The 20,241-nt window shown below is 76.0% G+C and carries 23 protein-coding genes; 10 read left to right on the plus strand and 13 right to left on the minus strand.

Annotation, left to right across the window (positions count from 1 at the left end; genetic code table 11):
• Positions 1–7: 7 nt before the first annotated feature.
• Entirely contained in the window at positions 8–1,189 is a 1,182-nt protein-coding gene (locus ACK586_RS09320; RefSeq protein WP_409330194.1) for a M23 family metallopeptidase, read from the minus strand.
• A 292-nt stretch (positions 1,190–1,481) separates the two neighbouring features.
• On the opposite strand from ACK586_RS09320, the gene ACK586_RS09325 reads away from it, so the two are divergent.
• Complete coding sequence (locus ACK586_RS09325; protein ID WP_409330195.1) at positions 1,482–2,663, plus strand: alcohol dehydrogenase catalytic domain-containing protein; 1,182 nt, start codon at positions 1,482–1,484, stop codon at positions 2,661–2,663.
• Between the two features lie 63 nt (positions 2,664–2,726).
• Here ACK586_RS09325 and ACK586_RS09330 read toward each other — a convergent pair whose 3' ends face one another.
• Positions 2,727–3,308, minus strand: a complete 582-nt coding sequence (locus ACK586_RS09330; RefSeq protein WP_409330196.1) for a TetR/AcrR family transcriptional regulator — start codon at positions 3,306–3,308, stop codon at positions 2,727–2,729.
• Positions 3,309–3,324: 16 nt separating this feature from the next.
• A complete protein-coding gene (locus ACK586_RS09335) occupies positions 3,325–4,626 on the minus strand; it encodes a D-arabinono-1,4-lactone oxidase (protein ID WP_409330197.1) in 1,302 nt (433 codons plus the stop codon).
• A gap of 59 nt (positions 4,627–4,685) precedes the next feature.
• On the opposite strand from ACK586_RS09335, the gene ACK586_RS09340 reads away from it, so the two are divergent.
• Together ACK586_RS09340 and ACK586_RS09345 are read left to right on the plus strand one after the other, a co-directional pair.
• Positions 4,686–5,909 (plus strand): amino acid deaminase/aldolase, encoded by a 1,224-nt coding sequence (locus ACK586_RS09340; RefSeq protein ID WP_409330198.1) that lies wholly within the window; start codon positions 4,686–4,688, stop codon positions 5,907–5,909.
• 35 nt (positions 5,910–5,944) lie between these two features.
• The gene (locus ACK586_RS09345; protein WP_409330199.1) at positions 5,945–6,334 is read left to right on the plus strand and encodes a Fur family transcriptional regulator; all 390 of its coding nucleotides are present in this window, start codon (positions 5,945–5,947) and stop codon (positions 6,332–6,334) included.
• Positions 6,335–6,338: 4 nt separating this feature from the next.
• Here ACK586_RS09345 and ACK586_RS09350 read toward each other — a convergent pair whose 3' ends face one another.
• From ACK586_RS09350 to mrf, 3 genes are read right to left on the minus strand one after another with little or no spacing between them, the layout of a single operon-like run.
• Positions 6,339–6,716: a hypothetical protein gene (locus ACK586_RS09350; RefSeq protein ID WP_409330200.1), complete on the minus strand. Its 378-nt coding sequence runs from the start codon at positions 6,714–6,716 to the stop codon at positions 6,339–6,341.
• 3 nt (positions 6,717–6,719) lie between these two features.
• The gene (locus ACK586_RS09355) at positions 6,720–6,983 is read right to left on the minus strand and encodes a type B 50S ribosomal protein L31 (RefSeq protein ID WP_409330201.1); all 264 of its coding nucleotides are present in this window, start codon (positions 6,981–6,983) and stop codon (positions 6,720–6,722) included.
• Complete coding sequence (gene mrf / locus ACK586_RS09360) at positions 6,983–8,260, minus strand: ribosome hibernation factor-recruiting GTPase MRF (RefSeq protein WP_409330202.1); 1,278 nt, start codon at positions 8,258–8,260, stop codon at positions 6,983–6,985. The genes ACK586_RS09355 and mrf overlap by 1 nt, the downstream gene beginning before the upstream one ends.
• A gap of 65 nt (positions 8,261–8,325) precedes the next feature.
• Here mrf and rpmB point away from each other — a divergent pair, with 65 nt between their 5' ends.
• From rpmB to ACK586_RS09395, 7 genes are all read left to right on the plus strand, one after another.
• Entirely contained in the window at positions 8,326–8,592 is a 267-nt protein-coding gene (gene rpmB / locus ACK586_RS09365; protein WP_409330203.1) for a 50S ribosomal protein L28, read from the plus strand.
• Positions 8,592–8,759 carry a 50S ribosomal protein L33 gene (gene rpmG, locus ACK586_RS09370; RefSeq protein WP_089338437.1) on the plus strand — a complete coding sequence of 56 codons (168 nt, stop codon included), beginning with the start codon at positions 8,592–8,594 and terminating at the stop codon, positions 8,757–8,759. The genes rpmB and rpmG overlap by 1 nt, the downstream gene beginning before the upstream one ends.
• Entirely contained in the window at positions 8,759–9,061 is a 303-nt protein-coding gene (rpsN, locus tag ACK586_RS09375; protein ID WP_409330204.1) for a 30S ribosomal protein S14, read from the plus strand. Before rpmG ends, rpsN begins: the two co-directional genes overlap by 1 nt.
• Complete coding sequence (gene rpsR / locus ACK586_RS09380; protein ID WP_409330205.1) at positions 9,058–9,279, plus strand: 30S ribosomal protein S18; 222 nt, start codon at positions 9,058–9,060, stop codon at positions 9,277–9,279. Before rpsN ends, rpsR begins: the two co-directional genes overlap by 4 nt.
• 98 nt (positions 9,280–9,377) lie before the next feature.
• On the plus strand, positions 9,378–10,385 hold the full coding sequence (locus ACK586_RS09385; protein ID WP_409330206.1) for a permease: 1,008 nt from the start codon (positions 9,378–9,380) through the stop codon (positions 10,383–10,385).
• 19 nt (positions 10,386–10,404) lie between these two features.
• Positions 10,405–11,166: a TIGR03943 family putative permease subunit gene (locus tag ACK586_RS09390; RefSeq protein ID WP_409330270.1), complete on the plus strand. Its 762-nt coding sequence runs from the start codon at positions 10,405–10,407 to the stop codon at positions 11,164–11,166.
• Between the two features lie 239 nt (positions 11,167–11,405).
• Positions 11,406–12,536, plus strand: a complete 1,131-nt coding sequence (locus ACK586_RS09395; protein ID WP_409330207.1) for an SIP domain-containing protein — start codon at positions 11,406–11,408, stop codon at positions 12,534–12,536.
• A 10-nt stretch (positions 12,537–12,546) separates the two neighbouring features.
• Here the strand turns inward: ACK586_RS09395 and ACK586_RS09400 are convergent, their stop codons facing one another.
• From ACK586_RS09400 to ACK586_RS09430, 7 genes are all read right to left on the minus strand, one after another.
• Positions 12,547–14,721 (minus strand): iron ABC transporter permease, encoded by a 2,175-nt coding sequence (locus ACK586_RS09400; protein ID WP_409330208.1) that lies wholly within the window; start codon positions 14,719–14,721, stop codon positions 12,547–12,549.
• 7 nt (positions 14,722–14,728) lie between these two features.
• Positions 14,729–15,757 carry an iron-siderophore ABC transporter substrate-binding protein gene (locus ACK586_RS09405; RefSeq protein ID WP_409330209.1) on the minus strand — a complete coding sequence of 343 codons (1,029 nt, stop codon included), beginning with the start codon at positions 15,755–15,757 and terminating at the stop codon, positions 14,729–14,731.
• 53 nt (positions 15,758–15,810) lie between these two features.
• The gene (locus ACK586_RS09410; RefSeq protein WP_409330210.1) at positions 15,811–16,650 is read right to left on the minus strand and encodes an ABC transporter ATP-binding protein; all 840 of its coding nucleotides are present in this window, start codon (positions 16,648–16,650) and stop codon (positions 15,811–15,813) included.
• 138 nt (positions 16,651–16,788) lie between these two features.
• The gene (aztD, locus tag ACK586_RS09415) at positions 16,789–18,054 is read right to left on the minus strand and encodes a zinc metallochaperone AztD (RefSeq protein WP_409330211.1); all 1,266 of its coding nucleotides are present in this window, start codon (positions 18,052–18,054) and stop codon (positions 16,789–16,791) included.
• A gap of 45 nt (positions 18,055–18,099) precedes the next feature.
• Positions 18,100–19,005 carry a zinc ABC transporter substrate-binding protein AztC gene (aztC, locus tag ACK586_RS09420; RefSeq protein WP_409330212.1) on the minus strand — a complete coding sequence of 302 codons (906 nt, stop codon included), beginning with the start codon at positions 19,003–19,005 and terminating at the stop codon, positions 18,100–18,102.
• On the minus strand, positions 19,002–19,868 hold the full coding sequence (locus ACK586_RS09425; RefSeq protein ID WP_409330213.1) for a hypothetical protein: 867 nt from the start codon (positions 19,866–19,868) through the stop codon (positions 19,002–19,004). Before ACK586_RS09425 ends, aztC begins: the two co-directional genes overlap by 4 nt.
• On the minus strand, positions 19,760–20,233 hold the full coding sequence (locus ACK586_RS09430) for a hypothetical protein (protein WP_409330214.1): 474 nt from the start codon (positions 20,231–20,233) through the stop codon (positions 19,760–19,762). Before ACK586_RS09430 ends, ACK586_RS09425 begins: the two co-directional genes overlap by 109 nt.
• Between the last annotated feature and the right edge of the window lie 8 nt (positions 20,234–20,241).

Here is a 20,241-nt window from a genome sequence, read left to right on the forward strand (position 1 = left end):
TCCTCCCTCAGATGTCGACGCCGCGCTCCCGCAGCCACGGGATCGGGTCCACCTTGGTGCCGTTCAGCCCGCCCACGTGCACCTCGAAGTGCAGGTGCGGTCCGGTCGACTGGCCGCGGTTGCCCAGCAGCGCGATCGTGTCGCCGGCGCGGACCACCTGGCCGGGTGCGACGAGGATCTCCTCCATGTGCCCGTAGACGGTGACGTCGCCGTTCTCGTGCTGGATGTAGATCACGTTCCCGTAGCCGCTGGCCGGTCCGGCCTCCAGGACGACGCCGTCCATGGCCGCGTACTCGGGGGTGTACATGGGCGCGGCCAGGTCGATGCCGGAGTGCATGGTTCCCCAGCGGGGTCCGAAGCCGCTGGTGAGCCGGGCGCCCTGGACCGGGAGGACGGCCCGGGGGCGGGCGGCCTCGGCGAGGGCGAGCTCGGTCAGCTGGTCGGCCTCCTGCTGGGCGACCGCGGCGGCGTACCGCTCCATGTCCCGGGTGGTCCGGCTGGCGGCCATCTCGGCGAGCTGCGCGGCCTCGGCGACGACCGGCGCCGGGGCCTCGGGCGCGGTGTCCTCGATGCCCAGGGCGCGGGCGACGCTCACCGACTCGCCGACCGGCTGCGCAGGCTCGGCCGACGCCCTCGTCTCCGCGCCGGCGACCACGCCGAGGCCGGCGGCGGTGACCAGCGCGGCGGCCAGGTAGACGACGGGACGGCGGCGGGCCAGCGCGGTGCGGTGCCGCCCGCGACCGGCCCGGACGACCGGGACCGTGCACGTCTCGGCGGCCTCACCGTCGGCGGCCTCAGCGTCAGCGTCGGCGGCGGGCTCGTCGGCGGGGGCGGGAACCACGACCGGCGCGGCGGCCTCGTCCGCGACCTCCCCGAGGCCGGCCAGCGCCGTGGCCTCCGCCTGACCGGTGAGGTCCGCGAGGTCCTCCGGCGCGGTCAGGTGGGTGCGGTCGTCGGCCTCGGCCGGAGCGGGCCGGAGCGCCCGCCTCGCCCGGAGACGGAGCGGCCACCCGCTCCCTCGTCGGCTCGTGCCCTCCGGGCGCGGACCCGGGACGATCGGTGGGACCTCGCCCGCCGGCGGTACCGGGCGAGCCGGAGCTGCCGCCGCCTTGCCGTCGAGAGGGGTGCCGGGACCCGGGACGGGTGCCGTCGCCTCGTCGAGGACGGGGTCGTGGTGGAGCTGGGACATGCACCTGACTTCCGCAGGGGGCAAGGACGTGTTGCGTGGGGTCCCGGGGAGAGGACGGCAGCCATGTAAACACGCCGTGACCGGTTCGTGATCTCTGAGGCGGGGTAGTACCTATTGCTGCTGTGGCGCAGGCCACTGACCTGCACCGTTGTCATTCGGCTCTGCGTCTAACCGATCTCACGCTGAGTGGTCGACGCGCCGTCGAACACCGATCCGGGGCGCGATGAGGCTCACCACCGGGCAGAGGCCTCTGGTCGGACCCCTCCGACGCCGAGTAAGAGGAGCCCCCCGCATGCGCGCAGTGACCTGGCACGGCCGAGCCGACGTCCGGGTGGACACCGTCCCCGACCCGACGATCCAGGACCCCACCGACGTCGTCGTCGAGGTGACGTCCAGCGGCATCTGCGGCTCCGATCTCCACCTCATCGAGGTCATGGCGCCGTTCATGAGCGTCGGCGACGTCATGGGCCACGAGCCCATGGGGATCGTCCGGGAGGTCGGCCGGGACGTGACCGCCGTCAAGCCCGGGGACCGCGTCGTCGTCCCCTTCAACATCTCCTGCGGCACCTGCTGGATGTGCTCGCAGGGCCTGCAGTCCCAGTGCGAGACCACGCAGAACCGCGAGCAGGGCTTCGGCGCCTCGCTGTTCGGCTACACGAAGCTCTACGGGCAGGTGCCCGGCGGGCAGGCGGAGTACCTGCGCGTGCCGTTCGGCAACACGCTGCCGATCAAGGTCCCCGACGGGCTGCCCGACGACCGCTGGGTCTACCTCTCCGACGTCCTGCCGACGGCCTGGCAGGCGGTGCAGTACGCGGCCGTGCCGCCCGACGGGACGCTGCTGGTCCTCGGCCTCGGCCCGATCGGTGACATGTGCACCCGGATCGCCTCCCACCTGGGCATCGAGAGGGTGTGGGCCTCCGACGTCGTCCCCGAGCGGATCGCCCGGGCCACGCGCCGCGGCACGCAGGTCATCCGCTCCACCGAGCAGGCCGAGGTGGTGCAGGCCATCCGGGACGCCACCGACGGCCGCGGGCCCGATGCCGTCATCGACGCCGTCGGCATGGAGGCGCACGGCTCACCGCTGGCCTCGATCGCGCAGAAGGCGACGGCGATCGTGCCCGACGCGATCATGGAGAAGGTCATGCAGGTGGCCGGCGTCGACCGGCTCGCGGCGCTGAACACCGCGATCGAGGCCGTGCGGCGCGGCGGGACCATCTCGCTGTCGGGTGTCTACGGCGGGGCGACCGACCCGCTGCCGCTGATGCGGATGTTCGACAAGCAGATCCAGCTGCGGATGGGTCAGGCCAACGTGTGGCGGTGGGTGCCCGACATCCTGCCGATCCTCGCCGAGGGCGACCCGCTGGGCGTCGACGACTTCGCGACCCACCACGTGCCGCTCGAGCAGGCCCCGGAGGCCTACAAGAACTTCCGGGAAAAGAAGGACGGCGCGGTCAAGGTGCTGCTCACCCCCTGACTGCGGCCGCGGAGGAGATCCGCGGGCGTCACGCCCACGGATCTCCTCCGCCAGGCCCGGCCGTCAGCCGGCGGCGTGGCGGGCGACCAGCAGGTCGACGCCGGCGTCGAGCGTCGCGCGGGCGGCCGGGGTGTCGCGGTCGACCAGCCACGTCGTCGTCGCGCCGTCGACCAGCGCGACCAGCAGCCGGGCCGGCTCGGCGACCGGCTCCCGCCACGCCGTCCCGGTCACCGCCGCGGCCCGCTCCAGCAGGTCGGTCGCCGCCGCGGCGTAGGCCCGGTACTGCTGCCGGGCGACCGGCCGCAGGGCCGGGTCGCGCACCGCGTGCAGGGTCAGCTCCAGCATCAGCTGCTCGACGCCGGGGGCCGCCTCCAGGTGGGCGAGGTAGCCGCCGGCAGCGCCCCGCAGGCAGCCGGCCAGCCCGGCAGCGGGGTCCAGCTCCGCGGTGGCGGCGGCCAGCTCCCGGCCCACGACCCGGCGGACCAGCTCGGCGAGCAGCTCGTCGCGGGAGGCGAAGGCGTAGTGGAAGCTCGCCAGCGACATCCCCGCCTCGGCGACGACGGCGCGGGTGGTGCCGGCGGCGAGCCCGTTCCGGGCCATCACCCGCAGCGCGGCCTCGGCCAGGGCCTCGCGCCGGTCGGCCACGGCCAGCCGGGCCACCTCAGGCCGGCCCGAGCACGTGGTCGAGGTGCGCGCTGCCGAGGACGCCGCCGGGGTCGAGCCGCCCGCGCAGCGCGGTGAACTCGGCGAAGCGCGGGTACCTGCCGGCCAGCGCGGCCGCGTCCAGGGAGTGCAGCTTGCCCCAGTGCGGCCGTCCGCCCACGGCGCCGGCGATCGCCTCGACGGTCCGGAAGTACTCCCCCGGCTCGCTGCGCGCCGGCACGTGGACGGCGACGTAGGCGGTCTCGCGGCCGTGGGCCGTCGACAGCGGGACGTCGTCGGCCGCGGCCACCCGCACCTCGACGGGGAACGGCACCCGCCAGTCGCTCGCGTCGACCACCCGGCGCAGCTCCGCCAGCACGGCCGGCGCGGCGTCCCGGGGCACGGCGTACTCCATCTCGCGGAACCGGACCCGCCGGCGGGAGACGAAGACGCGGTGCGCGGCGTCGGTGTACGTGCGGGGCGCCAGCGCCCCCGCGGAGAACCGCGCCAGCGGGCCGACCAGCGCGGGCACCCGCCGGCCGGTGGCCACGACGGCCGCGAGCCCGGCGTTGGCCAGCAGCTCGTCGTCCCAGAGCGCCCGCAGCCGGGGCAGCGGCGCCACCTCGGTCAGCGGCACTCGGGTGTTGCGCTTGGTCAGGCACCGGTCGGTGTGCGGGAACCAGTAGAACTCGACGTGGTCGGTGGACGACATGAACGCGTCGAAGCCCTCCAGCAGCTCCGGCAGCGCCGCCGGGCCCTCCTCGGCGCGCAGCGCGAAGGCGGGCACGGCCTGCAGGGTCACGGTGTCGAGCACGCCGAGCGCGCCGAGGGAGATGCGGGCGGCGGAGAAGACGGCCGGGTGCTCCTCGGGCGAGCAGCGCAGCACCGCACCGTCGGGCGTCACGAGCTGCAGGCCTCGGACCTGGGTGCCCAGGCCGCCGAAGGCCGCGCCGGTGCCGTGCGTGCCGGTGGACAGGGCGCCGGCGACGGTCTGCCGGTCGATGTCGCCGAGGTTGGTCAGCGCCCAGCCACGGGCGGCGAGCTCGGTGGTCAGCCGGTGCAGCGGCATCCCGGCCTGGACGGTGACCAGGCCGGTGGCGTCGACGTCGACCAGAGCGGCATGCCGGTCGAGGGCCAGCCCGACGTCGTCCGGGCGGCCGACGGCGGTGAAGGAGTGACCGCTGCCCAGCGGGCGGACCCGCCGTCCCTGCGCGGCGGCGGAGGTGAGTGCCGCGGCGATGGCGTCGGTGCCCGCCGGGTGCACGACGGTCACGCCGTCGGCCCGCTGGTCGCCCGCCCAGTTGCGCCACCGCTCGCCCACGCCGGCAGGCTATTGGGACGGTTGACCCAGTCCGTCGCGGCACAGCATGCTCCCCGACCGTGGACCGTTCCGTCAGCGAGGGCGAGAGCGCCCGGGCCCGGCTGGACGCGGCGACGGCCGACCTCGACCCGCCGCTGGCCGTGCTCGACCTCGACGCCCTCGACGCGAACGCCGCCGACCTGGTGCGCCGCGCCGGCGGCCGGCCGATCCGGGTGGCGAGCAAGTCGGTGCGCAGCCGACCGGTGCTGCGGCGGGTGCTCGCACGGCCCGGCTTCTCCGGCGTGCTCGCCTACTCGGCGGCGGAGGCGCTGTGGCTGGCCGGCGGGCACGACCCGGTGTGCGACGACGTCGTCGTCGGCTACCCCACCGCCGACCGCTCCGCCCTGCGCCGGCTGACCACCGACCCGGCGCTGGCCGGCCGCGTCACGCTCATGATCGACTCGACCGACCACCTCGACCTCGTCGACGCGGTCGCCGCCCCCGGCTCCCGGCCGCACGTGCGGGTCTGCCTGGACCTCGACGCGTCGCTGCGGGCAGCGGGCGGGCGGCTGCACGTCGGCGTCCGACGGTCCCCGGTGCACACCCCGGCACAGGCGGCCGCGCTGGCCCGTGCCGTCGTGCAGCGGCCGGGATTCCGGCTGGTGGGCCTCATGGCCTACGAGGCGCAGGTGGCCGGGGTGCAGGACGCGCCCCCCGGGCGGCCGCTGCGCGGGCTGGCGGTACGCCGGGTGCACGCGATGTCCGTGCGGGAGCTGCGCGGGCGGCGGGCAGCCGCCGTCGCCGCCGTGCGCGACGTCGCGGAGCTGGAGTTCGTCAACGGCGGCGGCACCGGGAGCCTGGAGTCGACGGCGGCCGACCCCGCGGTCACGGAGGTGGCGGCCGGGTCGGGGCTGTACTCCCCCGCCCTGTTCGACGGGTACCGCGCCTTCCGCGGCCGGCCCGCCGCGCTGTTCGCCCTGCCGGTGACCCGCCGCCCGGCGCCCGGGACGGTCACGGTGGCCGGCGGCGGGTGGATCGCCTCGGGGCCGCCCGGTGCCGACCGGCTGCCGGTCCCGGTGCACCCGGCGGGGCTGCGGACCACCGGGACCGAGGGCGCCGGCGAGGTGCAGACGCCGCTGCGCGGGGCCGCGGCCGACCGGCTGGCGATCGGTGACCGCGTGTGGTTCCGCCACGCCAAGGCCGGCGAGCTCGCCGAGCACGTAGACGTCCTGCACGTCCTCGCCGGCGGGGACCTCACGGGCACCGTCGCGACCTACCGCGGCGAGGGCCGCTCGTTCGGCTGACCCACGCCCGCGGCGGGTCGTGCCACGATGGGGGTGTGACTCGCCCGACTCCGCAGCGTGACGCCATCCGGATGCTGTTCGAGGACCTCGAGGGATTCCACAGCGCGCAGGACGTCTACGCCAAGCTCCGCTCGTCCGGCGGCAAGGTCGGCCTGTCCACCGTCTACCGCGCGGTGCAGTCGCTGGCCGACGACGGCGAGCTGGACTCCATCCGCACCGACAGCGGCGAGGCGCTGTACCGGCGCTGCAGCAGCCAGCACCACCACCACCTCGTGTGCCGCTCGTGCGGCCGCACCGTGGAGGTGGCCGGCCCGGCCGTCGAGCGCTGGGCCGACGAGGTGGCCGGCGAGCACGGCTTCGCCGACGTCAGCCACACCCTGGAGATCTTCGGCACCTGCGCGGACTGCCGGGCCGCCGCGAACTGACGCCTCACGCCGGTCGCAGCAGCGGCGGCGGGCCGATGCCCGCGACCGCCTCGCGGAGCTCGGCGGGCACGTCGCGGCACGGGTCGGTGGTCGGCCCGACACCGGCCACCCAGCGGGACAGCGCGGCGGCGCGCTCGGGCGCCTCGATGCCCCCCAGCCACAGCGCCGGCGACGTGGCGCCGTCCGGCGCCCGGTGCGCCACGCCCGCCAGCGCGCCGAGCGAGCACCGGCCCAGGCACCCGGCCGTGACGAGGACGGCGCCGCGGCTGCCCGCGACCGCCGCCGAGACGCCCGCCGCGCCCGCGTCACCGGCCAGCCGGTGCAGCGCCGCGCAGCGGTGGCCCTGGCACAGGATGACCAGCGGGCCGCCCGGGTCGGCCACGGCTCAGCTCCCGCTGCCGGGCCGGGACCGCCGGCCGTAGCGCTGCTCGAAGCGCTCGACCCGCCCGGCGGTGTCCATGACCCGCTGGCTGCCGGTCCAGAAGGGGTGCGAGGCCGCGGAGATGTCCACGACGACCAGCGGCAGGACCTCCCCGTCGAGCTCGACGGTCTGGCTCGTCGCGATGGTGGACCGGGTGCGGTAGGTGGCGCCGCTCGCCGCGTCGCGGAAGACGACGGTGCGGTACTCGGGGTGGATGCCGGATCGCATCAGTTCTCCTCTCGGGTGGTGGCGTGCGCGCTCTCGTCGTCCGCCGGGGTCGATGCCTCGCAGGGGTCGGCGTGCCAGTCGCCGAAGGGGTCCGGCCACCGCGACCAGGCGTCCTGACCCGCGGCCAGTTCCTCGTCGGTCAGCAGCGCGGACTCCAGCGCCGCGGTCACCACGGCCGGCGGCTGGCGGTGGCTGAGCACGACGACGTCGACGTCGCGGTCGCCGTGCAGCGGGTCCCAGCGCAGCGCGGCGGCGACGCGGCGCTCCGGGCTGACACCGGCCCACAACGCGTGGTCGTCGGGGTCGGTGGCCAGCCACGGGCCGGCGTCGCCGATGCGCAGCCCGCCACCGGCGGACTCCAGCCACAGCGCCCGGTCCGGGCGGGTGGCCAGCCAGAGCCGGCCGCGGCTGCACACCACCCCGTCGAGGAGCACGTCGAGGGCGTCGTGCAGCCGCTCGGGGTGGAAGGGCCGGTGCGCCGTCACGTGGACCAGCGCGATCCCGGCGTCCTCCTCGAGCGGTGGCTCGCCGGCCAGCAGCGGGTCGTGGGCGCTGGGGACGCGGCCGCGCCGGGCGTCGGGCCCGATGGCCGCGAGCACGTCCTCCGGCCCGCGCCGCCAGCGCTCGAGGTCGGCGCGGGGCACGCCGGGGACCATCCGGTCCAGCACCGCCTCCAGCCGGGCGGCCTGCCAGCCGTCCCGGGGCCGGCCGGCCAGGAGCACCGCGTCGGCGAAGGTCACCTGGCCGACGGCGACCTGGGCGAGCGTGCGCTCGTCGTCCGGGGTGGCGTTCAGCCCCCGGTCGGCGAGATCGTCCTCGCCGGTTGCGTCGTCCAGCCACGCGGCCGCGTCGAGGACGGCGACGACCGCCTCGACCCGCACCGAGTCCCCGGCGGTCTCCACCGCGCCGTCGTCGAGGACCACCGCGTCCAGCGCCCAGCACAGGTGCTCCGGCTCGAGCGCCGGGTCCAGGTGGACGACGATCCGCGTCACCTCCACCCGCCGGGCGAGGGTGCGCAGCAGCGGCAGGAGGTCCAGCCGCAACGTGCAGCTGACGCAGCCGTGGGCGAGCTCGAGCGCCTCGCGCGCGGTCCGGGGCCCGCCGGGCCCGTGCTCGGTCACGGTGCGCAGCACGACCCCGGACCCGAGGTCGCGCACGTCGTGGTGGACGACGACCGTGCCGGGTCGTGCGGTGCCCAGCGCCCCGGCAGCGGCGCCGGTGAGCGCGCGGTCGAGGCCGGTCACGAGCAGGACGGGGGTGCGCTGGTCCGTCGGCATGCCCCCACCCTATCCGGAATGGGAATCGTTCTCGCTAGGGTGGTGGCACCTACCGAGGAGGAACCATGTCGACCTACTGCGAGGTGACCGGCCGCAGGCCCGGCTTCGGCCGGTCGGTGAGCCACTCGCACCGGCGGACGCCGCGGCGCTTCGACCCGAACCTGCAGAACCGCCGGTTCTGGCTGCCCAGCGAGAACCGCTACGTGCGCCTGACCGTCTCCGCCAAGGGCATCAAGACCATCGACGTCCAGGGCATCGAGGCCGTCGTCGCACGGTTGCGCCGGACCGACCCCGCAGTGCGGCGGCGGCTCGGCGCGGGGCGAGGTGCCTGATGGCGCGAGCGACCGACATCCGGCCGATCGTCCGGCTCAAGTCCACGGCCGGCACCGGCTACACCTACGTGACCCGCAAGAACCGGCGCAACGACCCCGACCGGCTCGTGCTGCGCAAGTACGACCCGATCGTGCGCCGGCACGTCGACTTCCGCGAGGAGCGCTGATGGCCAAGACCTCGAAGATCGCCGCCGACGCCCGCCGCCGCGCGGTGGTGGCCCGGTACGCCGAGCGGAGGGCGGCGCTGCGCGAGGCCGCCCGCACCGCCGCGACCGCGCAGGAGCGGGCGGCCGCCCGCCCGGCGCTGCAGCGGCTGCCCCGCGACGCCAGCCCGACGCGGCTGCGCAACCGCGACGTCGTCGACGGCCGCCCGCGGGGGCACCTGCGCGACTTCGGCCTCTCGCGGGTGCGCTTCCGCGAGATGGCCCACCGCGGCGAGCTGCCCGGCATCCGGAAGTCGAGCTGGTGACCGGGCAGCGGCGGCCGCCGGCGCGGCGCCGGCGGGAGCTGCCCGAGCCGTTCGTCTGGCACGACGTCGCCGTGCTGCGCACGTACCTGTCCGATCGCGGCAAGATCCGCTCGCGGCGGGTGTCCGGCCTGTCGGCCCAGCAGCACCGCCTGGTCGCCCGGGCCGTCAAGAGCGCCCGGGAGATGGCACTGCTGCCCTGTCCCACCTCCCGCCGCTGACCGGACACGGCGAGCGGGGAGCCCCCTCGCGGGCGCCCGCTATGGCAGGGTCTCCGGCTCGGAACGGCAATCGTTCCTAAGCGACCGACGGAGGGTCCGTGTCCACCGCAGCACCGGCGACCGCCCCCGGTCCCGCGACCACCGCGCCGCGGCGCCGGGGGCCCCACTCCGGCGACGTCCTGCTGGTCGTCCTCGGCCTCATCGCCGTCCTGCACTTCCTGCGGCCGGCGGTGTTCGACGAGCCGGCCGTCCAGGCCTGGTCCACGGTGTTCGTGGCCGTGTGCCTGCAGGCGCTGCCCTTCCTGGTGTTCGGCGTGCTGCTGTCGGCGGCGATCAGCACCTTCGTCCCGGCGTCGTTCTTCACCCGGGCCCTGCCCCGCCGGCCCGCCGCCGCCGTGCCCGTGGCCGGGCTGAGCGGAGCGGTGCTGCCGGGCTGCGAGTGCGCCTCGGTCCCGGTGGCCGGCAGCCTGATGCGCCGGGGGGTTCCGCCCGCCGCCGCCCTGGCCTTCCTGCTCTCCGCGCCGGCGATCAACCCGGTGGTCCTCGTGGCGACGGCCGTCGCCTTCCCCGGGCAGCCGGAGATGGTCCTGGCGCGCTTCGTGGCCTCGGTGCTGGTGGCCCTGGTCATGGGTTGGCTGTGGGCGTCGTTCGGCCGGCCCGGGTGGCTGCGGCTGCGCGAGGGGCACGTCCCCGCCCCCGGCGAGCGCCGGCTGGAGACCTTCCGCGCCGGCGTCCAGCACGACCTGCTGCACGCCGGCGGTTTCCTCGTCGTCGGCGGCCTGACCGCCGCGACCCTCAACACCGTCGTCCCGCGGGCGTGGCTCGACGCCGTCGCCGACTCCCCGGTGCTGTCGGTGCTCGTCCTGGCCGCGCTCGCCGTCGTCCTGGCGATCTGCTCGGAGGCCGACGCGTTCGTCGCGGCGAGCCTGGTGGGCTTCTCCCCCACCGCCAAGCTGGTCTTCCTCGTCGTCGGGCCCGCGGTCGACGTGAAGCTCATCGCCCTGCAGGCCGGCACGTTCGGTCCCCGCTTCGCGGCCCGCTTCGCCCCCGTCACCCTGGTCGTCGCCGTGCTCGCCGCGGTCGCCGTCGGCGCCGTCCTGCTGTGAGGAGGCCGTCGTGGACCGCATGACCTCGCACGCCGTCCTGCTCCTGCTGGGCGGGTACGTCCTGCAGGTGGCGCTGACCGACGCCCACCTGGCCTACGTGCAGGGCGCTTTCCGGCCGTTCCTGCTGATCGCGGCGGTCGTGCTGCTGGCCGTCGCGCTGCTCGGGCTGCTGCGGGTGTGGCGGCAGCGGAGCACGGCCGACGACGACCCCGAGGGAGAGGACCACACCCCCGACGGCCACGACCACGACGACGACGAGCACGGTCACGCGCACGGCGCGCCGCGGGTGGCTTGGCTGCTGGTGGCACCGGTCGTCGTCCTCGCCCTGGTGGCCCCACCGGCGCTCGGCTCGTTCACCGTGGCCCGGCAGACCACGCCGGCGGAGGTGCCGACGGGCGCGGTCGCCGACTCCCTCGGCCCGGACGACGAGGGGCAGGACCACCGCACCCTGCCGCTCGTCCAGTACCGCTGGCGCGCGCTGCACGACGACGTGTCGCCGCTGGAGGGCCGGCAGGTCCGGCTGACGGGCTTCGTCGTCCCGCGGGAGGGCGGCGGCTGGTACGTGGCCCGGATCCGCATCTCCTGCTGCGCGGCCGACGCCGTCGGGGTCACCGTCGTCGTCGACGGGCCGCAGGGCGACCTGGTGCCCGACCAGTGGGTCGAGGTCGTCGGCACCTGGGCGCCTCCGGTGACCCACCCGAGCCTGGGCTTCCCCGAGGCGGTCATCGCACCGGTCGACGTCCGGCCGATCGAGACACCCGCCGACCCCTACGTCTTCTGATCCGGCGCGGTCAGGACCGGGCCGCCCGGACCGGGTCGTCGAGCGGGCGGAGCCGCTCGCCGCGGCACGGACCTCCCCATCCGGAGCCAGGTGAGGCTACCCTAAGCCGACCCGCCGGCGGCTGCCGCGCGGACCACCCTCGTGCCGCCGGACGGGCGCCGTCCACCGCCGATCGACCGGAAGGACCCCATGCCCGCGAGCACGACGCCGCACGTCCCGACCGCCGCCGGTGGTGCCCGGTGACCGGCACCGCGGCGGCCGGCCTGCCCGTCGTCGACGTCGACCTCCCGGCGCACGAGGCGGCCGAGCTCGCCGAGGGGCTCGACCACGTCGGCGACGAGCACGCCGACACCGTGCTCCTGGTCGCCCGGGCGCTCGGCCGGCAGCCGGACGCGCGGTCGGCCGAGATCCTGGGCGTGGGGACCGACGGTCTCCGGCTGGCCGTCGCGGGCCCCGACGGCGCCGACCGGCCGGTGCACGTCCCCTTCGCCTCGCCCGCCCGCACGTCGCTGGAGATCTACGGGGCGCTGATGGGACTGGTGGCCGCCGCGCGCGGGGTCGTCGGCGCCGGCGAGCCGCTCACCTCGATCGAGGCCGAGCACCTCGAGGACCAGCGGATGACCACCGTGGCCGCGACGGTCGCCGCCCGCCGCCTGCTGGCGCCGAACCTGCTCGAGCTGACGCTGGCCGGGCTCGCCCCGCTGCCGGTGCGGGGCGGGGACGAGTACGCCGTCCTGATGCCCGATCCGCCGGCCGAGGTGCTCAGGACCGGCTTCACCGCCGCCGACATGGCGGGGATCCCGCTGGAGGACGCACCCCGCGCCGCCTACACGATGCGTTCGCGGCGGGCCGCCGTCGGCGAGGGTGTCGTGTGGCTGGTGCTGCACGGCGACGAGGGGGCGGTGAGCAGCCGCCTGGCCGCCGCCGGGCCGGGCGCTCCGGTCGCGGTGTGGGGCACCCGCCGCAGCTACGCCCCGCCGGAGGGCGTCCGCACCCACCTGCTGGTCTGCGACGAGACGGCGCTGGGCGCCGTCGCCGCCGTCCTGGACGGGCTGCCCGAGGAGGCCCGGGCGGTGGTCGTGGCCGAGACGGCCGATGCCGGCGTCCGGATCGAGCTCCCGACCCGCCCCGGCGTCGAGCTGCGCTGGGTCCACCGGTCGGGCGCGGCGCCGGGCACGACCCCCGCGCTGCTCGACGGCGTGCGGGCGGCGCTGGCCGGGAGCCCGGTGCTGGACGACCTCGACGGGCTGTTCGTGTTCGGCGCCGGGGAGGCCGCGCGCATGCGCGAGCTGCGCACCACCCTGCGGCGCGAGACGGGCCTGGCGCGCGACCGGGTCCGGCTGACCGGCTACTGGAACGCCGCCCGCTGACTCCGGCGGCTCAGACCCGGGAGCGGGCCAGCAGGTACACGAAGTACGGCGCGCCGATGACGGCGACGGCCAGGCCCGACGGCAGCTCCGAGGGGGCCAGCACCGTGCGGCCGACGACGTCGGCCACGCCGAGCAGGGCTGCGCCGACCAGCAGCGACACCGGCACCGAGCGCGCGTGCCGGCCGCCGACCAGCGCCCGCGCCAGGTGCGGCGCGACGAGCCCGACGAAGGCCACGACGCCGACGGCGACCACGCTGGTCGCGGCGAGCAGCGCGGCCACGGTGAGGACGAGCAGCCGGACCCGCTCGAGCCCGACGCCCACCAGCCGCGGGGTGTCCTCGTCGAGCGCCAGCAGGTCCAGCTCGCGGCGGACGGCGACGGCGAGCGGGATCGCGACCAGCAGCGTGAGCGCCACCGGCACCACCTCGCCCCAGGAGCGGCCGTAGGTCGTCCCGGAGAGGAACGTGAAGATCCGCGGCGTGTCGAAGGGGTTGGCCCGCAGCAGCAGGAAGGTCGTCACCGCCACCGAGCCGTACCAGATGCCGATCCCGATGAGGACGAGCCGGTCGGCATCCAGGCCCCGCCGCCAGGCCAGGCCGTAGACGACGGCGAAGGCGACGAGCGCACCGGCGGTCGCCGCGGCCAGCGTGGTGGCGCCGCCCGCGCCGGCGCCACCGGCGACGACGACCGCGCCCAGCCCGGCACCGCCGGTGATCCCGAGCAGGCCCGGCTCGGCCAGCGGGTTGCGGCAGGTGGCCTGCACCAGCGATCCGGACAGCGCCAGGGCCGCTCCGGCGAGCAGTGCGGCGGCGACGCGGGGGGCACGCTCGTCCAGCGCGAAGCGGATGAACGGCGAGCCCTCGCCGCCCAGCCACAGGCCGATGTCGCCGGTCCGCAGCCACGTGTTGCCGGCGAGCAGACCGAGCAGGGCGACGCCGGCCACCACCGCGACGACGACGGCGAGCACGATGCCGAACCGCCGGGCGCTGCGGGTCGGCGCACCGGAGGCCGCGGGCTGCCGCGTCGGTCCGGAGTCGCGGCTCCGGCGCGCCAGGACCACGAGCAGCAGCGCTCCGAGCAGCGTCGTGGTGATGCCGGTGGGGATGCGGATCGCCTCGTCGGCCCCCAGCACGGCGCGGATCACCGCGTCGGCCAGCACGACGACGATCGCCCCGACCAGACCCGCGGCGGGCACGAGGACGGCGTGCCGCTGCAGCGCCGGCACCACGCGCGCGAGCAGCCTGGCCACCACCGGCGCGGCCAGCCCGACGAAACCGATCGGGCCGGCCAGGGTGACCGACGCCGCCGTGAGCAGCACCGCCAGCAGGGTGCCGATGACCCGCGTCGAGCGCACCGGCACGCCCAGGACACCGGCGGTGTCGTCCCCGAGCCCGAGCAGGTCCAGCCGGCGGGCGAGCAGCAGCGCGCCCAGCGTGGCCAGCAGCACCACCGGCAGCGCCCGCTGGAAGGCCGCCATCCCCAGCTGGCTCAGCGAGCCGCCACCCCAGGCGAACAGGCCGGTCGTCTGCTGCTCGAAGAGGATGAGCAGCGCCGCCGTGCCCGACTGCAGGGCCAGCGCGACCGCGGTGCCGGCCAGGACCAGGCGGGTGGTCGAGGTGCCCCCGCCGCCGGCCAGCCCGAGCACCAGACCGGCGGCGAGCAGCCCGCCGGCGAAGGCGACCGCGCCGGAGGCGGCGATCGGGATGGTCAGCCCGAAGGCCGCCACCGCGGTGACGGCGAAGTAGGCGCCCCCGGTCACCGCCAGCGTGTCCGGTGAGGCCAGCGCGTTGCGGGCCAGGGACTGGAAGAGGGCGCCGGCCACCCCGAGGGCGAAGCCGACGGTGATCCCGGCGGCCAGCCGCGGGATGCGCGAGCCGACGAGGACGTCGCGGGTGCCGCCGTCGATGTCGTCGCGGCCGGTCAGCAGCCCGACCAGGTCCCCGGCCCCCACCCCCGACGTGCCCTGGGTGAGGTGCCAGCCCGCCACCACCAGCAGGCCGCCGAGCAGGACCAGCAGGGCGGCCGCGGCACCCACGAGACGCGCGGCGCCGGCCGGCCGCAGGGCCGCGACCGACGTCCTCGGGTCTTCGGGTGCGGCCGCCGCGGCGGCTGCCGCATCGGTGAGCGGGCCCGCGGCCACCGAGCTGCGCTCGGGGGCCGCGGGCAGGTGGTCGGGCCGGGTCACGGACCGGTCAGCTCGTCAGCAGGCCGACGTAGGCATCCAGCGCCTGCTCCGCCGAGCGCGGGCCGCCGAAGGTCCAGATCCCGGTCGGGAACGCGTAGGCGCGCCCCTCGGCCACGGCCGGGATCGACGTCCAGGCGTCGTTGCCCTCGAGCAGCGGCAGGATCTCGTAGTCCGGCGTCTCGGTCCCGGTGTAGAAGAAGGTGGCGTCGCCGACCTGCCGCATCCCCTCGATGTCGGTCGAGCCCAGGCCGTACTGCTCGTCGACCGGGCCGGTCCAGGCGTTGGTGAGGCCGAGCTCCTCGCCGAGCTCACCGAACAGCGAGCCCTGCCCGAACGGCCGGAAGGTGACGTTCCCGCCCTGGGCGTAGCCGTCGAAGTACACGAAGTCGGTGACGGTGACGTCGGCGTCCTCCACCGTCTGCTTGGCCTCCTCGAGCGAGGCCTCGAACTCCTCGAGCACCGTCTCCGCGCGGTCGGTCCGCCCGGTCGCCTCGGCGATCGTGGTGAACGTGTCCTGCATGTTCTGGATGGGGTCGGCCGCGTCGGCGCCGACCGTGGCCAGCACCGGGACGTCGTACTCGTCCAGCCGCGCGATCAGCGGGTCGTCCGGGTAGGTCTCGACGATCACCAGGTCCGGGTTCGTCGCGAACAGCGCGTCGAGGTTGGGCTCGCCGCGCTGGCCGACGTCCTCCACCCCGTCGGGGAGCTCCTCGGCGGTGTTCCACAGCGAGTAGCCCTCGGGGTCGGCGACGGCGACGGGCGTGAGGCACAGCGAGAGGACCATCTCGGTCTGCTGCCACTCCAGCACGGCCACCCGCTCGGCGGGGGCGTCGAGCTCCACGGTGCGCCCGATCGCGTCGGTGACGCTCACCGGGTCGGTCGACGGCTCGACGCCGTCGCAGCCCTCGGCGCCGGACGTGGCCCCGGCCTCGGTGCCGCCGCCGGACTCCGAGTCGTCGGTGGTGCCGCAGGCGGTCAGCGCCATCGACGAGGCGACGACCGCGAACACGGTGCGGGTGAGGGCTCTGCTGGGCATGGGGGTCTCCTGTGTCGTACGGGGTGGTGCGGGTTCTGGGAGGGGGGGCGGGCTCAGCCGGGTGCCGGGACCGGCCGGCGGCGCCGCTCGTGGTGGCGGGCCCGGGGCTCGACGCGCAGCAGGCCGGTGTCGGGGTCGGTGTGCACCGCGATGGGCAGCTCGTAGACCGCGGACAGGTGCTCGGCCGTGAGCACGTCCTCGGGTCGGCCGGCGGCGACGATCCGCCCGCGCTGCAGCAGCACCACCGTGTCGGCGACCGTGGCGGCGTGGTTGAGGTCGTGCAGCACGACGCCGATCGCCGTCCCGTGGTCGTCGGCGAGCTGGCGGACCAGGTCGAGGGTCTCCACCTGGTAGCGCAGGTCGAGGTGGTTGGTCGGCTCGTCCAGCAGGAGGACGCCGGTGTCCTGCGCCAGGCAGGTGGCCAGCCACACGCGCTGCAGCTCTCCGCCGGAGAGCTGGTCGATCGGCCGGGCCCCCATCGCCGACACCCCGGTCAGCGCCATCGCGGAGTCGATGGCGGCGCGGTCGGCGTCGTCGAGCGCCGCGAAGCGCCGCCGGTGCGGGTGCCGGCCGAAGGAGACGACGTCGCGCACGCCCAGGCCGGAGGGGTGCGGCCTGGACTGGGACAGGAGGGTCACCCGGCGGGCGAACTCGCGGGCGGACAGCGGGGCGGCGTCCTCGAGCCGGTCGCCGGCGTCCCCGACGCTGATCCGCCCCGCGTCGAGCGCGTGCAACCGCGCCAGCGAGCGCAGGACGGTGGACTTGCCGCTGCCGTTGGGGCCCAGCAGCGCGGTGACCGCGCCCGGCCGCATCCGCACCGAGACCCCGTGGACGACGGTGGTGCCGGAGTAGCCGAGGACGAGGTCGTCACCGTGCAGGGCCATCGCCGCCATGGTCGGTGAGGCTAACCTAACTACTCGCGAGACTCCACGCCGGTCCGCCGATCACCCGGGGACGTGGCTCCCTGGAGACACGACGACGGGCTCCCCCGCTGGAGCCGGGGGAGCCCGTCGCCGAGCAGCAGCCGGGGGTCAGCCGGTGACCACCGCGATCTCGTTCGGGGTCACGTCGAGCTCGCCGGTGGCGAGGACCTCACCGGTGGCCAGGTCCACGGCGTGCACCGCGTTCGCGGCGGGCTCGGTCACGTAGGCGATGCCGTCGTGGACCTTCAGCGCCGGGTGCGGGTCCTGCCAGTCCTCCGGCCCCTCCCAGGGCGCGACCACGGGGTAGGAGGCCAGCACCTCGCCCGACCCGGGGTCGAGCAGGTGCACGTTGCCGTCGGTGGTGAGCAGCACGGCCTCGTCCTGCGGCCGGCGGGCCAGGTCGCGGAAGGTGTACTCGGCACCCTCGGGGAGCGGGACGGCCCGCAGCGAGGCGGTGGCGGTGTCGATCAGCACGACCTGGGAGAGCAGGTAGCCCTCGGCGTCGGGGTTGGTGCGGTAGTCACCCAGCGCCACCGGGGAGCTCTCGGTGGTGAAGATGTTGCCGATGCGCCCGAACTCGTCGGGGGCGTCGACCTTGGTGAACTCGCCGTCGTAGATCAGGACGCCGTCCTGGCAGCCGAACACGGCCACCTCGCCGGCGACGGTGCCCTCGCCGTGCACGCCCGGGCACTCCTCGTTGCGGGCGACCTCCTCGCCGGAGGGGTCGAGCACCCGCACGCCGGTCCGCGCCTCCTCGGTGCCCAGGGTGGACAGCAGGCTGCCGTCCTCGAGCTCGATGGCCACGCCGTGGTGGGCCTCCTCCGACTCCCAGGTCTGCGTCTCGGGCAGCCCGTCGGCGTCGAGCAGGTCGGCGGTGGCGAAGGAGGTGATGTCGCCGGTGCCGTCGGCGAAGAGCACCGTCCGGTCACCGTGGACGACGACGTGCCCGGCCTCCTCGGCCTCGAAGACGTCGTCGGTCAGCTCGGAGTCCGCGGCGTAGGAGGTGCCGCCGTCGGTCCACACGCCGGTGTCGAGGACCTGGAAGCCCTCGGCGGTCGTCACCATCACGTGCCGGCCGTCGCCGGCGGGGTTGACGCGCAGGAACCCGTCCATCTCGTGGTCGCCGACGACCTCGAGGGTCGTGCCGTCGAGCACGAGCAGACCACCGTCGTAGGTGAGCGTGACCCGCGGCTGCGGCGCGGGCAGCTCGGTCGCGGACGAGGCGGGGGAGGTGTCGGCCGACGAGGTCGACGCCGGCGCGGAGGAGGTCGAGCCCGCGGCGCCGGAGTCGGAGTCCGACGAGCACGCGGCCGGGAGCAGGCCCGCGGCGCCGAGCGCCGACAGGCGGATGAGGGAGGGACGTGCAGTGATCATGCGGAGGAGCATAGCGGGAATGATTCTCATTCTGCACACCGGGGGTCACCGCAGGCCCGCCACGATGTCCTCGGTGTTGGCCCGCATCATCTGCAGGTAGGTCTCGGCTCCCCCGCCCGCGGCGGTGAGCGACTCGGTGAACAGCGGGACGACGGCGACGTCCAGACCGGCCTGCTCGGCGAGCACCTGCACCAGGCGGTCGGGTTGCGAGGAGTCGGCGAAGACGGTGCGCACCCCCGCCTCGCGCACGGCCGTGGCCAGCTCGTCCAGGTCGCTGGCGCTGGGCGAGGCCAGGGTCGTGCCGCTGGGGATCACCGCGCCGACGACCGTGAACCCGAAGCGCTCGGCGAGGTAGCCGAAGACGTGGTGGTTGGTCACCAGGTTCCGCCGGCCGGGCGGGATCAGGGCGAACTGCTCGGCCATCCACGCCTCCAGGTCGGTGACCTCGGCGCGGTAGCTCGCGACGTCCTCGGCCAGCCGGTCGGCGTCGATGCCGTCGACCCCGGCGAGGTCGGCGCCGAGCGCGTCGACCACGGCGAGCATCTGCCCGGGATCGGTCCAGAAGTGCGGATCGGTGCCCGATTCGTCCTCGGCGGTCCACTCGACGGGCTGCACCGAGTCGCCGGCCTCCACCACCCGGACGCCGTCCTCGCGCGCCGCCTCGACGTGGCGGGCGACGCCCTCCTCCAGGCCGAGCCCGTTCGCGACCAGCAGGTCGGCCTCGCGCATCCGGGCGGCCTCCTGCGCCGACACCTCGAAGGAGTGCGGGTCGGCACCCGGAGGCATGAGCGTCACCACCTCGGCCTGGTCGCCGACGAGCTCGGCGACGACGTCGCCGAGGATGTTCGTGGTGACCACGACCAGCGGCCGGCCGTCCCCGTCGGTGCCGCACCCGGCCAGTGCCGCCGCCGCCAGCAGGGCGCCGGCGAGCGCTCCCGCGAGCCGCCTCATCGCCCGGTCTCCGCGAGGTGGACGGGCGCGACCTCGGCCGGGAAGGTCCGCGCAAGGCGGGCGCCGTCGGCGTAGTCGATCTCCAGCAGCATGTTGCCGGCGGGGTCGTTGACGTACGCCCGGTTCGCGTCGACCTGCAGGTCCACCTCGTCCAGCCGGTCGACCGGCAGCAGCGGCTCGGTGGCCGCCACCGGCTCGCCCGGCGTGAGGACGACGACCCGCCCGGCGCTGTCGATCCCGACGACCCGGTCGTCGGGATCGCTGGCCGCCACCGCCCGCACCCAGGGCGTGTCGGTGGGCAGGAGCTCCCAGCTGCGTGCCCGGGTGTCGAGCACCCAGACGCCCCGCTGACCCGCCACGGCGGCCACGACGGGCCGGCCGGGCCGGTTGTCGAAGGCGCCGGCGCGCTCCTCGTCGGGCACGGGCTCCGGATAGGGGATGCGCTCGAACTCCAGCCCGTCGTCCGACTCGGTGGCCAGGACGGCGCCGTCGGCGCAGGACACCACCACACCGACCCGCGTCGGGTGCCCGCCGCGCGGCTCGGCACACTCGGCCTCGGCGCCCAGCGGCTCGCCGTCGGCGTCCAGGGCGATCACCGAGTCGGCCGTGGTCGCGACCAGCCGGCGCCCCAGCGGCACCAGGGCACCGTCGTGCGGCTCGCTGCGCACGCGGGTGAGCTCCTCCACCTCCCCCTGCCCGAGGGACGCCCGGTCGAGGACGACGCCGGTCCCGGTGTCGGGCGAGAAGAGGGCGGTCAGCGTCTCCGAGGAGGCCGCCCGGATCCCGCCGTCCCAGTCCAGCGTGCCGGTGACCCGCGCGGGGCCCGGTAGTAGTGCACGTGGTCGCCGTGGTCGACGGTCCACGTGCCGGTGTCGACCACGGTGAGCTCACCGGCCGGCTCCGACGCCGCGAAGACGAAGCGCCCGTCGGTGGCGACCGCGGACACGTCCCCCACCTCTCCCAGCGCGGTGGCCTCCTCGGTCAGCAGGTCCAGGGCGTGCACGGACCCTGCCTCGTCGAGGTAGGCCAGCTGGAGCTGCGGCTCGGGGAGCTCCTCGGCACCGGCGACGTACCCGTGGTCGTCGGCCGGCTCGGTCGACGAGGAAGCGGCGTCGTCGGCTCCGCCGTCGGAGCCGCAGCCGGCGACCAGCAGGACGCCGGCGAGGGCGCCGGCGGCGGCACGGGAGCGGGGACGCCGCCCGGGAGGGCGGCGGGAGGGGCGGGACACGGGAGCTC

Source organism: Trujillonella humicola, from assembly GCF_046233715.1.
Taxonomy (GTDB): domain Bacteria; phylum Actinomycetota; class Actinomycetes; order Mycobacteriales; family Geodermatophilaceae; genus Trujillonella; species Trujillonella humicola.